Origin of the sequence: Sulfuricurvum sp. PD_MW2, from assembly GCF_002633015.1 — a bacterium.
Taxonomy (GTDB): Bacteria; Campylobacterota; Campylobacteria; order Campylobacterales; family Sulfurimonadaceae; genus Sulfuricurvum.
The window spans coordinates 112,032-126,871 of the sequence record NZ_NSIU01000001.1; the positions used below are offsets into that span (position 1 = coordinate 112,032).

At 46.1% G+C, this 14,840-nt stretch carries 18 protein-coding genes; 7 read left to right on the forward strand and 11 right to left on the reverse strand.

What is annotated here, in order from left to right:
* Positions 1–71 precede the first annotated feature (71 nt).
* The 5 genes from murI to CJD30_RS00570 all read left to right on the forward strand — a co-directional run bounded on the left by murI (position 72) and on the right by CJD30_RS00570 (position 3,650).
* Entirely contained in the window at positions 72–860 is a 789-nt protein-coding gene (gene murI, locus CJD30_RS00550; RefSeq protein WP_294915237.1) for a glutamate racemase, read from the forward strand.
* A 17-nt stretch (positions 861–877) separates the two neighbouring features.
* On the forward strand, positions 878–2,533 hold the full coding sequence (locus CJD30_RS00555; protein WP_294915240.1) for a DNA polymerase III subunit gamma/tau: 1,656 nt from the start codon (positions 878–880) through the stop codon (positions 2,531–2,533).
* 189 nt (positions 2,534–2,722) lie between these two features.
* A complete protein-coding gene (locus tag CJD30_RS00560) occupies positions 2,723–2,941 on the forward strand; it encodes a cold-shock protein (RefSeq protein WP_294915244.1) in 219 nt (72 codons plus the stop codon).
* Positions 2,942–3,037: 96 nt separating this feature from the next.
* A complete protein-coding gene (locus CJD30_RS00565) occupies positions 3,038–3,223 on the forward strand; it encodes a hypothetical protein (protein WP_294915248.1) in 186 nt (61 codons plus the stop codon).
* 67 nt (positions 3,224–3,290) lie between these two features.
* Positions 3,291–3,650 carry a cupin domain-containing protein gene (locus tag CJD30_RS00570; protein ID WP_294915250.1) on the forward strand — a complete coding sequence of 120 codons (360 nt, stop codon included), beginning with the start codon at positions 3,291–3,293 and terminating at the stop codon, positions 3,648–3,650.
* Positions 3,651–3,662: 12 nt separating this feature from the next.
* Here the strand turns inward: CJD30_RS00570 and CJD30_RS00575 are convergent, their stop codons facing one another.
* Positions 3,663–3,794: a hypothetical protein gene (locus CJD30_RS00575; RefSeq protein ID WP_294915253.1), complete on the reverse strand. Its 132-nt coding sequence runs from the start codon at positions 3,792–3,794 to the stop codon at positions 3,663–3,665.
* Between the two features lie 106 nt (positions 3,795–3,900).
* Between CJD30_RS00575 and CJD30_RS00580 the strand changes: the two genes are divergently transcribed.
* Positions 3,901–4,092: a YwbE family protein gene (locus CJD30_RS00580; RefSeq protein WP_294915255.1), complete on the forward strand. Its 192-nt coding sequence runs from the start codon at positions 3,901–3,903 to the stop codon at positions 4,090–4,092.
* Here the strand turns inward: CJD30_RS00580 and CJD30_RS00585 are convergent.
* The 4 genes from CJD30_RS00585 to CJD30_RS00600 are packed head-to-tail and all read right to left on the reverse strand — an operon-like array spanning position 4,076 to position 6,443.
* Entirely contained in the window at positions 4,076–4,414 is a 339-nt protein-coding gene (locus tag CJD30_RS00585) for a VanZ family protein (RefSeq protein WP_294915257.1), read from the reverse strand. The two genes, CJD30_RS00580 and CJD30_RS00585, sit on opposite strands and share 17 nt — an antisense overlap.
* A complete protein-coding gene (locus CJD30_RS00590; RefSeq protein WP_294915260.1) occupies positions 4,411–5,052 on the reverse strand; it encodes a 3-methyladenine DNA glycosylase in 642 nt (213 codons plus the stop codon). The genes CJD30_RS00585 and CJD30_RS00590 overlap by 4 nt, the downstream gene beginning before the upstream one ends.
* 3 nt (positions 5,053–5,055) lie before the next feature.
* Positions 5,056–5,865 (reverse strand): TIGR00282 family metallophosphoesterase, encoded by an 810-nt coding sequence (locus tag CJD30_RS00595; RefSeq protein ID WP_294915263.1) that lies wholly within the window; start codon positions 5,863–5,865, stop codon positions 5,056–5,058.
* Positions 5,862–6,443 carry a hypothetical protein gene (locus CJD30_RS00600; RefSeq protein ID WP_294915266.1) on the reverse strand — a complete coding sequence of 194 codons (582 nt, stop codon included), beginning with the start codon at positions 6,441–6,443 and terminating at the stop codon, positions 5,862–5,864. The genes CJD30_RS00595 and CJD30_RS00600 overlap by 4 nt, the downstream gene beginning before the upstream one ends.
* A 43-nt stretch (positions 6,444–6,486) precedes the next feature.
* On the opposite strand from CJD30_RS00600, the gene CJD30_RS00605 reads away from it, so the two are divergent.
* Positions 6,487–7,017: a YgjP-like metallopeptidase domain-containing protein gene (locus CJD30_RS00605; RefSeq protein ID WP_294915268.1), complete on the forward strand. Its 531-nt coding sequence runs from the start codon at positions 6,487–6,489 to the stop codon at positions 7,015–7,017.
* On the opposite strand, the gene rlmC is transcribed toward CJD30_RS00605, so the two are convergent.
* From rlmC to lptE, 6 genes are all read right to left on the reverse strand, one after another.
* Positions 6,984–8,102 (reverse strand): 23S rRNA (uracil(747)-C(5))-methyltransferase RlmC, encoded by a 1,119-nt coding sequence (gene rlmC, locus CJD30_RS00610; protein WP_294915271.1) that lies wholly within the window; start codon positions 8,100–8,102, stop codon positions 6,984–6,986. The two genes, CJD30_RS00605 and rlmC, sit on opposite strands and share 34 nt — an antisense overlap.
* A gap of 11 nt (positions 8,103–8,113) precedes the next feature.
* Positions 8,114–8,581, reverse strand: coding sequence for a CZB domain-containing protein (locus tag CJD30_RS00615; RefSeq protein ID WP_294915273.1), 468 nt, complete (start codon positions 8,579–8,581; stop codon positions 8,114–8,116).
* Positions 8,582–8,675: 94 nt separating this feature from the next.
* Complete coding sequence (gene mfd, locus CJD30_RS00620; RefSeq protein WP_294915276.1) at positions 8,676–11,660, reverse strand: transcription-repair coupling factor; 2,985 nt, start codon at positions 11,658–11,660, stop codon at positions 8,676–8,678.
* The gene (locus CJD30_RS00625) at positions 11,638–12,801 is read right to left on the reverse strand and encodes a bifunctional folylpolyglutamate synthase/dihydrofolate synthase (RefSeq protein WP_294915278.1); all 1,164 of its coding nucleotides are present in this window, start codon (positions 12,799–12,801) and stop codon (positions 11,638–11,640) included. The genes mfd and CJD30_RS00625 overlap by 23 nt, the downstream gene beginning before the upstream one ends.
* Positions 12,798–14,333 carry a diguanylate cyclase gene (locus CJD30_RS00630; RefSeq protein ID WP_294915280.1) on the reverse strand — a complete coding sequence of 512 codons (1,536 nt, stop codon included), beginning with the start codon at positions 14,331–14,333 and terminating at the stop codon, positions 12,798–12,800. Before CJD30_RS00630 ends, CJD30_RS00625 begins: the two co-directional genes overlap by 4 nt.
* Before the next feature lie 9 nt (positions 14,334–14,342).
* A complete protein-coding gene (lptE, locus tag CJD30_RS00635; protein WP_294915282.1) occupies positions 14,343–14,840 on the reverse strand; it encodes an LPS assembly lipoprotein LptE in 498 nt (165 codons plus the stop codon).

Sequence of the window (14,840 nt, forward strand, 5' to 3'; positions counted from 1 at the left end):
CAGCAGGGACAAGTTTGTCCCTTGCAACCCCCTGAAGCTACCGGCACGTCTGCCGGAGATAAATTAATACCATGACCATTGGGGTATTCGATTCGGGACTCGGAGGTCTCACGATCGTTGCTACTATGCGCTCTCAATTACCGGGAGCGAACATTATCTACATCGCCGATACTGCAAATGCCCCCTATGGTGAAAAAACCAAAGAACAAATTTTAAACTATTCCATACACATCACAGACTATCTGGTTGAACACCACCACATCGATGCCCTCGTCGTCGCATGCAATACCGCCACCTCCGCTGCTATTATCGAACTGCGCGAACGCTATAGCAACCTTATTATTGTGGGAACCGAACCGGGTCTTAAACCGGCCATTTCCCACTCCGAGACGAAAAAAGTGGGAGTTTTAGCCACCCCAGCAACACTCGAGGGTGAAAAATACAAAGCACTTGTCGCGATGCTGAGCAATCACTACCACGTAGAGGTGTTTGAGCAGCCCTGCCCCGGTCTTGTGCAACAGATTGAATCGGGAGAAACAACGAGCGATAAAACCCTCTCAATGCTCGAAACATGGCTATCCCCGATGCGCGATCATAACGTCGATACCATTGTTTTGGGATGTACCCACTATCCGCTGGTCAAAGAGAGTATTCAAAGAGTAATGCGTCGCTCGATCACCTTCATCGACAGTGCCGAAGGGGTGACCAAACGACTGATCTATCTGCTAAGCGAAAAAGGGCATGAATTCCACGGTAAAACCTCTCTGCACCTCTTCTCTACCGGTCCGATTGATACCACAATGGTCGAGACGATTTTAGGCGAAAATTTTAGGGTATCCGTGATAAACTCTTTAAATTAAAAACGCGAAGAGGTTTTATGAGCACATCCGAAGTTTTAGCACTGAAATACCGTCCGAGACGTTTCGAAGAGCTGATCGGTCAGGAGAGTATTTCTCAGACGCTTTCCCTTGCACTCGACTCTAAACGTCTCTCTCATGCGTACCTCTTTTCCGGACTTCGAGGATCGGGGAAAACCTCTACCGCACGTATTTTCGCCAAATCGCTCATTTGCGAAAACGGACCCACCTCCGCACCGTGTGACGTATGCAGCCACTGCGTCATGGCGAATGAAGGTCGCCATATCGATATCATTGAGATGGACGCCGCATCCAGCCGCAAAATTGACGATATCCGAGATCTAATCGAACATACCAAATACCGCCCTGCCAGTGCCAACATCAAAATCTTCATCATCGATGAAGTCCACATGCTCACCAAAGAGGCGCACAATGCCCTGCTTAAAACCCTCGAAGAGCCGCCGGAATACGTTAAGTTCATCCTCGCGACTACCGATCCGCTCAAACTTCCTCCGACGATTTTGAGCCGTACCCAGCACTTTCGTTTCAAACGTATTAGCCATCCCAACATCGTCCATCACCTCAGCCATATTCTCCATTTGGAGAATATCGAGTACCAAAACGAGGCACTCGATATTTTGGCGCGCAGCGGTTCGGGAAGTCTACGTGACACCCTCACTCTCCTCGATCAAGCAATCATCTACTCGAAAGGGTTCGTCGATGTCAAAACCGTTGCCGACATGTTGGGGCTCCTTGATCCGGATTATATCAGTCGTCTATTCGATTCCATTTTCGCGAAAGATCGAAATGCACTGACCGCAATGCTCCAAGAACTCGAATCTTATGAGTCAGAGATGGTGATCGATGAACTGATCGCCTATCTCAAAGAGCGTTTATATGAGGGGGATCATCGTTTCAGTCCACTGGTAATCGAGCGTTTTTTCCGAATACTCAGCGATGCGAAAACCCTATTTGCAATCAATGCCGATGGCGGTTTTGTCGTAAGCCTTGCGCTGTTTAAAATGATCGAAGCCCTCAAAATCAAAGAGATCGATGATATGATCGAATCGCTCGAATCCCGCGTTACGCTTCACCCATCAACGCCGGCACCAACTCGGAATGTATCAGAGCCAGAAATTCCGACAATCCACGTCACCCCTACTGCACCTGTAGTCAAATCACCGTTTGAGCAGTTGTGTGAGCGAATCAGCGACCGCAGTGCCGAATTGGGAGAATGTTTTAAAAACAACGTTACCTTTATCGCGTATGAGAATGACACTCTCACATGGGAGAGCTGTGCGGAGGGGGAGGATAAAGAACTGCTCAAAAACAGTTTCGGTATCATCCGTCAATTTGTCCGTGAAATTTACGGGCTCACAACACAGATCAAATCGAACGGATGTACGAAAGTAGCCGAAGAGCCTGCACTACGTGTTCCGGAAGAACCGTTTAGTGTATCCGAATCCGAAGAATCTTCCATGATAGATCCTATCGAAGAGATCCCTGCAGATTCCATGATCGAAGAGGTGGAAATCGGTATCGGAAGCTGTGTCAGCCAATGCGATGAGAGCAGTAACAAAGAGTTTGACGGAAGCGATATCCTAAAAGAGCCGATGATTGAAAAAGCGGCAACCCTTTTTGAGGCCACGAAAATCACGGTACAGTCGAAAGTTTGAGCCTCCGCTTGCTATTAAGTTTTTATTCAGCTACAATATCTTCCATAGAAAGATGATTTAGAGTCTCATCTTTGGTTTGCTTTTTATTGAAGACCTTTTAGTTATCAGTACGACCTGCCATAAGAACGCTCCACTTTATATTTTCGACCACTCCGATTTCGGAGTGTATACCACCAAAAGGCTCATATTATGGCAGAAGTACTAAACGGAACTGTTAAATGGTTCAACAGCGAAAAAGGGTTTGGATTTATCCAACAAGATAACGGCGGTAAAGATGTATTCGTACACTTTCGCCAAGTAAACCGTTCAGGTTACGGCCGTGTTAACCTTGAAGAGGGTCAAAAAGTGACTTACGAAGTCGGTCAAGGCGAAAAAGGTCCACAAGCCGAAAACGTTACCGCTCTATAACTTCCTCTTAGGCAGATTTTTCTGCCTATTCTCCCAAAATCATTTTACTAAGACACTATTGGGTGTTTTTCCGAATCGATTTAAAAGGAATACACCATGGAAAGCAAAGAAGCTGTTTTAAAGGCTCTCAAAGAGGGTAAAAAACTTACCAGTAACGTCACAGGATTACAATATACACTGATCGCAGGACAACTCCACGCACGCAGCAATGAAAAAACCGACTGGCACGAAAGTGAGTTATGTTTCGATAATCCTCCTTCATGGCTCAATCTCCGCGACTGAGTTTCCCTTTTAACTCCCCTATATTTTTTCTGTGTTACTCTAACGCATCTTACCTTGCGAGGCACGTATGTATTTGCACAAACACCTTGATACCATCGAAGCAGCTCCCCAAAAAGCGGGTCGCGGCGTAAGCATGAAAATGCTCCTCTCACCTGATGAATCGCCCAATTTTGCGATGCGTAACTTTATCATCGAAGCGGGTGGACATATGCCTCTGCATACCAATACGGTAGAACATGAACAATACGTCCTCAGTGGGCGTGCACAGGTCGTGATCGGAGATAAAACGATTGAAGCGGGTGCGGGAGATGTACTGCTCATCCCCGCAGGAGTTCCCCACAGTTATGAAACACTTGGAGAGGAAGCGTACAGTTTTCTCTGCCTCGTCCCAAAAGGGGTAGACGTTATCGAAGTGTTGGCGTGCTAAAACGTTTCGGGATCAGTTATTGGTCCCACGTACAACGCGCTTGATATCATCAATCCCATCACTGACACCGTCATTGAACTCTTTTGCCGTACATCCGTTTAACATCAAAATTGCTATCATACTTGCCAGAACCAAACGGGTCATAGTTTCTCCTACATCTTAAATATACCGAAATTATAGCGTGTCTGTCGTTCACACTTGTTTATCGACTATTGCGCTATCATTGCACCATCAAGACAAAGGAAAAGTTATGGACGGCAAAGAACGCAAAAATATTATGTCAGGCAAACGGGTGAGCATTGTCCTCAAAGAAGATCAACGGACAGGAAAGCTAACAGAGGGGATCGTCCGCGACATCCTCACCAAATCACCCAATCATCCACACGGGATCAAAGTACGCCTTATGAGCGGAGAAGTGGGACGGGTTAAAGAGGTGTTTTGATCTTGATGATCACATTATAGATTCCAATCCCGATCAGAATCCCTATACTGTCTGCAACGATGTCCATAAGTGAGAAACAACGGCTTGGAATAAAATACTGCGTGATCTCAATCTGAAATCCGACCAAGAGCAAGAGTAGTGCTTTGAGGTGTGTTGAAAAGTGGTTATAGGCCAAGCTTAGCAAGACATAGAGGGTACAAAAAGCAATAAAGTGATTCTGCTTGTCCCAAAAGCTCTCGATGATTTCGATGTGTTGTGGCGTTAAGGCAAGATACTCGATCGCTCCAAAAGATGCAAAGAATGATACTTTTGCTCTATTCAACCTAAACTCTCTAATTTGACTATTTTCCCCTTACTATTCCTTTTCACATACTCCACTATCATCCCATGAAACCGTGCAAACGCGGCGGGGAGCTGAACACTGTCAAAATAGCCTCTCACTCCCGCTTCGCACCACTCCTGCAGCTCATCATAACTCTCAAACTCATACCCGAATGCATTTAAGAGCCGTGCAGTATAGGCATCGACGACCATCGCGGGACGGGCGCAGGCGTAGCAGAGGATAGAATCGGCCGTCTCAGGACCAATCCCTTTTTGACTCAACAGCCACTCCCGATCAACCGAGAGAGCAAAAGTCTCGAAATCGCCGAACTCGTCGATCATATTGCGTGAAAGGCGGATGAGATTGGACGCTTTGGCTTTGAACAATCCGCTCGGACGGATCAATTCCATGAGGGTTTCGGAATGGGTTTGTGCGAGGAGATCAGGGGCTAAAATATCGGCGTTTCGAAGATTATCGAGAGAGAGTTGCACCCTCTCCCACTGGGTATTCTGGGTCAGAATCGATCCGACGACGACTTCAAATGTGCCATAGGCAGGCCACCACAACGGTGGAGAATTCTCCAAAAGTTTCAGTTTTTCGAGTGTACTAAAGAGTTCAAACGAATTGGAGAGTTCCACTGATCACTCCTCGATCCATGCGTCCGTTCGGATCATACGCCCATCATCGAAGATTTTGAGTTTGAAGGCTTCGCTGCATTTTCCCTCTTCCAAATTCATCACCGCAATCTGGAGGATTTTACGGCATTTTTCAGGGACTTCAAAGCGCCCCGATACTCCGGTAATAAACCGCTCCAACGGTACTTTGGCATCCATACCGATGACGTTATCTCGGCATCCGCTGAGACCGATATCACTCATATATGCCGTCCCGTGCACAATCTGAAAATCATCGCTCCCCACATGGGTATGGGTTCCGATGATCCCGCTTACATCCCCTGAGAGAAGCATCAGCATAGCACGCTTTTCACTCGTCGCTTCAGCATGGAAATCGAGGAAAATGTGCTTAATCCCCTCGTCTCGCAACTGTGCGACTGTATCGCGAGCGCATCGAAAAGCATTATCAACGTAAGGCATTCCGTAATGCCCCATGATATTGAGGACGGCGAGTTTCTCCCCTCCCACCTCAAACACACGACATCCCGTCCCTTTAACCCCCTCGGGATAGTTATGAGGACGTAAAAGAGGGAACGCTTCGAGAAGCGGTTCGATCTCTTTTTTATCCCACGTATGGTTTCCGCCGCTCATGCAGTCGATTCCCATCCCCAATAGTTCATTCGCATTTTTCATCGTCACACCGAATCCGTGCGAGGCATTCTCGTAATTTGCGATGACAAAATCGATACCGTGTTCACGGCGGAGCTTCATAAGATGCTCTTTGATCATCACCCGTCCCGGACGGCCGACAATATCTCCGATAAAGGCTATTTTCACTCGTTCTCCTCTGTGAGTTCTTTTCGCAATAAGGCGGCTTCTTGCCGAAATCGACTGCTGTCGCCGTATTCAAAAAATCGCTGATACCGCGAATGAATCGATCGAATCCGTCGGGCATGGCGGATCGGACACCAGTACTGCTCGGTACGGGCGGCAATCTCAGAAATGTACCCCATCAACCCGTTGAAATAACTGCAATACAGACAGTTAAGCTTTTCAATCGCATTGAGGTATCCGAGCTGATGGCGATCATACACGATGTAATCGCTCCGTTTGACCTTGGTGATTTTATAGATCGGGAAACAGACCCATTGATAAAACGACACAAAGATATCCAATAAAAATGCCGGAATCAGTACCACCCAAATCACCGGCGCACTCAAAAGATGCAAAATCGGCGTTGTTGCAAAATAGTTCACAAGCCCTTGTCGATCCTGTCGGTACGACGCTAAAATCTCTTCGCGTTTTTTGACAATCTCGCAGGTAAATTTTTCGTATTCCTGATGAAGTTCTGTTTCCAACTCCGATTCGAGCGCTTTGATTTTGGCGACAAGCTCGTCAATCTTGTAATGTTCCATCGTGAGCCTTTGGATAAAGTGTAAAACTATACTACAATTACGTATGCAATCACTTAAATACTTAGCCCATTACAGCCAAGAGATACGTCAACAGGTTCAAGAGCTCATCGATACCGATCGATTGGGAGAGCGTCTTTTAGCGAAATATCCCTCTACCCATAGTTGGACAACAGACAAAGCTCTCTATGATTATGTAATGGAGATCAAAAACACCCATTTTCGAAGCTCCGCACCCATCTCAAAAGTGCTCTACGATACCAAGATACGGGATCTACACTCGGCACTGGGGACACACACCTTTGTCACGCGGATTCAAGGGGGAAAACTCAAAGCCAAAAATGAGATTCGGATCTCTCATCTCTTCAAAAAAGTTCCCGAGCCGTTTTTGCGGATGATCGTCACCCATGAACTCGCCCATCTCAAAGAGAAAGAGCATAACAAGGCGTTTTATAAACTCTGTACCCACATTGAGCCGCAATACCACCAGCTCGAGTTCGAGGTACGACTCTACCTCACCTATATTGATCGTTTCGGGGAGCTTTATTCTCGCACCAATTCCACTAGCACTTCATAATGAGACGTATGTGGGAACATATCAAAGAGCTGGACTCTGTTGATACAATAACCGCTCAACATCTCAAGATCTTTGACTAAACTCACCGCATTGCAGCTCGAATAGAGGACTCTATCCGCACCGATCCGTCCCAACCATTTACAAATCTGCTCCCCCAACCCTCGACGCGGCGGATTCACGATAATCAAATCGGGGTTTTCTCCCGCGGTTGCGCTAAAAGTTGCGGCATCGAGCGATTCAAACGTGATGTTCTCTATCTTCAGCTGTGAAGCCGAAGCACGCGCACACTCTATCGCTTCACTCTCTATCTCGATTCCCACAATACGACGATCAGGTGCCGCGCAGTGCAGGGCAAATCCTCCCACTCCGCAAAAAAGATCCCATAAAATTTTCGGGCTGCTCTCATTTGCCCATTCACTCGCTATACGGTAAAGCTTTTCAGCAACCTCTGGATTGGTTTGAAAAAAGCTTTTCGGTCGAATAAAGAGAGGAACATTGTTCAGTCGCTCTTCAAGACGCTGCTGCTCGGTCAGAAAAATCTCCTCTTCTCCTTCCAAAATCGCCATGTGTACAGGCTGGATATTGACCGATACCACCTGCAGGTCAGGAAGCTTTTCCATCAAATCGTCCAAAGCGTTTTTGAGCCGTCCGATAATGCCGTGAGAACGGAGAACGAAGCGGAGCATCATCCCTCCGCTACTTTGGCTTCGGGTAAGAAGAACATATTTGAGCTCTCCTTTTCGCAATCGCACATCATATCCTTTGACCCCTAATTCTCTAAGCCACTCTTGGATCGTATGAAGTGCTTTTTGCATGCTCGTACTGTAAAGCGGGCATTCGATCAGACTAACCTCTTCGGCAATCCCCAGAACAACCCCATCCCATGATGGGGAAGCTACCATTTTGGCTTTGTTACGAAATCCCTTGAGCTGTGATGTAGCCGGCTTGAGCCACTCTTTGGGTTTATAGCTGTCTAGAAGTGTGTGGAGGTGATCATTTTTTAGTTTTAACTGCTCGGCGTAGTGGTAATCGATCCATCCGCACGAGTGACAAAAATTTGCATCAAAATAAGAACAAAAACTCATAATTCCTTTATTTATATCCCTGTTATGCTAGCATCAAACGAACTTTGCGGTATTGCATACAACCGTCTCTCAAGTCGCCCGATATGCTCCAATATCTCTTCTGAAGCAGCTTGGAGTTTGACGAAATGCGCTTTGGCAATCTCGCGTTCTGCATCGGTGATCTTTTTTTTCATATTGAACAGTTTCGAGAAAAAAGATCGATCGACATTGGCAAAATAGATTTTAAAGATGTGCATATACTCATCGTGTAACGTTACATGCGCTTTCTCAATTTCACCCAAGCACGTCATATTACCTAAAGCATTGAGTTTTTGACCATCGCTATAAAACCATTCACCGAATTTGCAATCCGTATAACTCAGCGGAATTGCATTCTCATCGATCGGCAATCCCTCAATTAGAAGTTTAGCACGTTGAACCCATTTTACATGTGCTTTTTTCGCATCGCTCAATGATTGCAAAGTGACAGTTTTATCCATAGTAGTCCACCTTTGATGTGATAGCCATATTATACCTGTGAAACGTCATAAATATAACACAAAAAGTTATAATTGTACTTTTTTCAACATTGACTCAGAGTTTCGGTTTTACGGTGCGTAAATAGTGTAAAACGGCTCCAATTAAATCATCATCATCTTTACTTTTACTCTGCAGCGTCTCTTTGATTCCGCTTTGGTATTCAATGGTGATATTTTGGTTGTAGTTGCTCACCATTTTGATGTTTTTCTCGATACAGAGCAGCTTGATCACCATGATCTCAAAAAACTGTTTTGTCGGAGTATCCGGTTTTCCAAAACGGTCTCCAACCTCCTCTTCGATCTCATAAATCTCGTTTGGCGACTCACACTGGCTGAGTCTGCGATAGAGTTCGAGACGGAGACGATCTTCACTCACGATCTCATCGCTGATAAATGCACTGACGGTCAGTTTGATATCCACTTTCGCTCGAACGGCCGTTGTCTGGTTGGTGAGAAGTTTGATCGCATCTTCCAACATCCGTAAGTAAAGGGCATAGCCGATATTTTTGATATGACCGCTTTGGGCATCGCCCACGAGGTTTCCTCCACCACGGATTTCGAGATCGTGATACGCCAGCATCGATCCGCTGCCGAGGAATGAATTGGATTCAAGTGCCACAAGACGTTTTTTCGCCTCTTCGGTGAGATGATCTTTGTCATCGACGATGAAGTAGGCATACCCCTCGATATGCCCCCGTCCGACTCGACCGCGAAGCTGATGCAGATCTGCCATACCAAACCGATCTGCACCGTCGATAATCATTGTATTGACTGTCGGCATATGGATTCCCGATTCGATAATCGAAGTCGCCAACAATACATCATACTCCCTAGCGGCAAATTTAGCCAGTTCTTCTTCCGTTTGGGTCGCACTGATTTGGGAGTGAAGGATCAAAATACGTAAATCGGGGAGAATCGCTTTGAGTTCACCGGCTTTGATCACCATCGAGTCGATCGAGTTATGGACATAGAATACCTGACCGCCGCGTCGAAGTTCACGCAAGATCACCTCTTTGATCAGCTTCTCATCATAGTTTTTGACAAACGTCCGTACTCCGAGTCGCTCGGACGGCGGAGTGAGAAGCTCAGACATCGTTTTAATCGAGCTAAGGGCTTGATTAAGACTTCGAGGGATCGGTGTCGCACTCATACTGAGCAAATGGACATTTTCATAGAGCGATTTGAGTTTCTCTTTTTGTTTTACACCGAATTTATGTTCCTCATCGATAATGACCAGTCCGAGTTTGGCACAGCTTACCCCAAAGAGGGCGTGTGTTCCGACAACACAATCGAGTTCACCGGCTTCTAACGCCCGTAACGTTGCATTTTTCTCTTTGGTGCTGACAAAACGATCCAACTTTGCTACCCGTATTCCAAACGGTGAGAGTCTGGCTTTGAGGGATTGAAAATGCTGTGAGCTGAGCAATGTCGTCGGTACGACAAGAAGGGACTGAAAACCGCCCTTTACCGCGGTGAAAATCGCATTCATCGCCACTTCGGTTTTTCCAAAGCCGACATCCCCGCTGAGGAGCCGATCCATGATTTGTCCTGAGGCGAGATCACGCACGATGGCTTGAATCGCGCTCGCTTGATCTGCCGTGTACTCAAATCCCGCAGCCGCTTGGAATGCTCGGAGTTCACCCGCATCGACGCTCATCACGGAAGCCTTGATCAGTGCGCGGCTCGCCGCTATCCCTACAATCTCGGAAGCGATCTCAAACAATCGTGCCTTGACGGTCTCTTTGAGTTTTCCAAAACTCCCTTTGCCCAAACGATCCAGTACCGGTAGAGAACCGGTGGCGATATAGCGGTCAATCGTATCGAGATTCTCAACCGGGAGAAGAAGCTTATCATCACCCATGTATTTGATCACGACGAGATCTTTGACCCCGCCGAGGATTTCTGCCTGCTCTATCCCGACAAATATCCCTACCCCGTACTCTTCATGGACGACGTAATCTCCCACTTTCAAGTCATCGAGGAGAATCGAGGTGCGGCGGCGACGCCGTTTTTTCTCATGACGATTGAGAGAAAAAATGATTTCATCACTGCTAATGAGGTTCAGGACGATACCGGATGTTTTTAGTGTAATCTCTTTTAGATCAAAGATCCCCGCAGCTTTGAGTTGTGTGTCGCTGGCCGCAATCAGAGTGAATTTTTTGTTTTTGTGTACACTGCGAAGGGTCTCAAAGTTACCTCCACCCAACGGTGTATAACGCTGTGATTCAGGAAGAATCTCGACTTCGAGCCGCTCACGCGGCAAAACAGGTTGGTTCAGACCGTACGCTTCGTCAAGAACGCTTTTCATCTCACGGATGCGCGCAACGTTTTTACCCTCACACAAATCTCTACCGTGTTCTCCTAAAACCCAAAATCCGAGTGATGCAATATCTTTGACAAAACTGTCACTTTGAGAAGATACAACCGCTTTTTCAAAATAGCTATATTGTGCGCTATCAAGGGAGAAAAATGCACTGGTTATCTCAATAGAGGCCAACTCTTCTTTATCCGTACGCTGGGTTTCGACATCAAATGCCTTGATCTCTTCAACCTCATCATCAAAAAGACTGATGCGGTATGGGTTGCTTTGATTGGGAACATAGATATCAAGAATATCGCCACGGTGAGAAACTTCCCCTTCCATTTCCACCATATCGACAAACGTATATCCCCAATGGATCAGTTTTTCTTTAAGTCCGCTCAAATCGATCCGAGAAGCAAACTCAATGGTTTCGCTTTGAAGTAATTCTTCACTCGGCATCGGGAAAAGGAGGGTTTTGAGCGGTGAGATAATAAGCGGTTTTTTGGACGCGGTATAATAGGTTCGCAGTGCGGCAAAAAGGGCAAAAAGCTCTTCGCTAAAAGGGCGTAAATCGTCCATATACGCAGCGCGAAAATCGGGCAATACGATGTGAGGTATCTCCAAAAACGTCGATACGTCACTTAGTTCGGAAGCCTCTTTCGCGTCTTCGCACAGAAGAATATCGGGGAGTTTTTTCGGGTTGTTTTTGACGTATTCATACCATCGTGCTTGTGACATTCATCCTCTTTAAAAACGTCTCAGCTACACTGAAGGAGCCGAAAACTAAATACTCTTTATTGTTATCGATTGCATCCAATGATCGATACTCTATTTGTAATTCGCTCAGCGCATTCTCCAGTTCACCTCGCGGAACAATCCGCGCTTCATCTACATCGATAATTTCCACAGAAGCAATGATCGGATGCAGAATATTCAATATATCGCGATACTCTTTATCCCCATAGGTGTTGTAGATCAAAACGACCTTTTTCCCCTCATAAGCACGCGCTATTTCACGCGCCGCCATCGGGTTGTGTCCAACATCGAGAGTGATATTGGAAGCGATACGGGTGAGTCGACCGAACAGGGCACGTTGATCAAACAGCTCTTCTGAGGCTTTATACCCTAAACGTTCATACGCGGCCATCGCCAACATCAGATTATCGCGCAAATACTCACTGAGATTATTTTTCATGGCAAGATGCAATGCCATCATTTCAATATCCGGTGTTATGCACTCAAGTACCTTATAGAGCTTGCACTCTTTCTCATGAGCGATTTTTTGAGCGATTTGCTCCACTGCGGGATGTTTTTGTTTCCCTATCAATCCAACATGCTGCATGCTTCGAAGTTTGGTTGAGGCGATAGAATCAATCGTGTTCCCCAAAAAGGCCGCATGATCAAAATCGATCGGAGTAAAAATACTAAGTTCTTTGGGAAATACCGCCGTCGCATCAAACTCTCCCCCCAAACCTGCTTCGCAGACGACGTAATCACACGCTTCATAGACGATCATTGCAAGGAGTGTCGTATACTCGAAATAACTCAGTTCATCTGCAACCGTCCCAGACAAAAGAGCGAGAAGTTTTAGGTGAGCCGCTTCCAAAGTTTCATCGTCTGCATCAGCACCGTTTATCCATATCCGTTCATTGAAACGAAGAATATGCGGAGAAGTATAATGCCCCACCCGTTTACCTGAGCGATGCAGTGCTGTCGCCAAGAAACGCCCGGTAGAGCCTTTGCCGTTCGTCCCGACGAGATGGATGATTTTGTTTTTCGGGAGACGATGTTGCACTAAAGCGTACGCCTTAGGAAAACGCTCAAGATCGATTTTGTCGTAATACAGCGGCTTTTGCGCTAGAAATTCAGTTAAAGTCATGCCGGCTCAACACGATTTCGACCTTTTCGCTTTGCATCATAAAGGCGTTCATCGGCTCCGTTTATCAATGCTTTTAGCGATGGGTATCCCTCTCGTTCAGCTACCCCGATACTCACACTCACGGCAATCCGCTGCCCCTGATACATAAAGTGAGCCTGTTCGACATGAGCACGCACTTTTTCACAAAACACCTTCGCACCCGCCAAATCGGTATCACCCAATATCGCCAAAAATTCTTCTCCACCGAAACGCCCGACAATATCGCTTGTCCGAGCCTCTAATTTTAGAATTTTCGCAAATGCGATCAATACGGCATCACCCGCTTCATGTCCATAGGTGTCATTCACCGATTTAAAGTGGTCCAAATCGAGCATCGCAATACAAAACGAGTGAGCGTGACGCTCATACTCTGCTTCTTTGAGGTTCAGATATTCTTCGATCGCCCGCTTATTAAATAGCTTCGTTAAAAAATCTTCCCGCGAAGCTTGCGTAGCAACCGCCAACTCCGATTCCAAAGCGGCAATCTTTTTCCCCATATCGGTCACTTTTTCATTGTGTGCTTTCAAATCTTGGCTCAACACGGCAACTTTCTCTTCCAATGTACTCGCAATCGTATAGAGTCGTTTATGCGCTGTTTTAAAATCGGTCGGCTTATTGTTCTCAAGCGCTTCTAAATCACGTTTTACTTCTCGGATCTCGCTGCTTGAGTTTTCGCTTCTCTCGATCAATTCGATCAATTGCGAAGAGAGTTTCTCCAACAACGCATCCAGAACACTGACCATCTCCTCAACGCTTTGCTTATCCAATGCAATTCTCATCGCAATAGCCGTTTTAAGCTCTTTCTCACACGCTTCCGTATTGATGTATGCCGGATTCTCATGCAGTTTTTGCGATAAAACCATCGTCGCATCGTCCATTTTCGGAGAAATAGAGGGGACCAAGGAAGAGACAATCAACTGGATTATTTTAGAATAATCGGCTTCGGCGACCGCAGTTCCTTGTAGTTTTAAACTCTCGATCGTACTACGCAAATTAGAGGTATCTACTGAACCGAAATGGGAGAGTTTCATCAAAAACGAATCGTCATAAATACCGAGGAAATTGATCCAAGCCTGTTTGAGGAGCTCAATCTGTGTCGGTCCACCCCGCTCTTCAAGAAGGGCAAGTGTTTTTTTAGCCAGTGCCGATGCATCCGGATTGTGTAAAACATCGATACTCTCAGCCATCTTTTTTGCCAAGTTGCTGAGAGATTCAACCAAAATCGATGCTTCACTCGGATTCATCCGTGCCAGCCTCGAAATCAAAAAGCGGATCAGTTCCGCTGTGGTTCGAACTCGATACTGTTTTACCTCTTCAAGGGTCTTTTTATCCATTGAATTGAGATACCGATCAATCCCGCTGCAATCTTCAACCGAAAAGCCCGCTTTTTTCGCTTCGGAGCAAAATGTTTCGGTATAGGCATCCGGAGTCCATACTTTCCCTTCGGCTTTTAATCGCTCAACCGTATTGCGAACGATTTGATTGATAGTCATCTTGGCCCCTTATTTTGAGTTTACACCCAATGCAGCGATTTGTGCGACAAATGCATCAATCCCTTTTTGCGCACCTTGACGGATAGCTTCAAAACGGGCCTGATCCGAGATAATCGCATTCGGTTCAATATCAAAATCGTATGTACCGTGGGTTGAATAGCTTGTGGTATTTCCATCTGTAGTTCTAGCAATCGACATATTGACCGTTGTCCGATACGTGATAACGTACCCTTTTGTATCATAACGCAACGGAGAGAATCCTACCGAACCGATTCCGATTTTGAGATGGGTTTTCGATTCATTTTTAGCGACAAGTGCCGTTCTAAATCTCGTAAGAACGGCCGTATCAACGGCATCTTTGATAATAACCGTATTTTGCGGATCTTCCATAGAGATGACCACTTCGGTACTAACACTGTCTCCTAAAATATTTTTAGTGTAATGGCTTGCAGGCTGATAACCGCAACCGGCTAAAAAGATCAAGAATCCCAGTGTCAAAAATCTCAT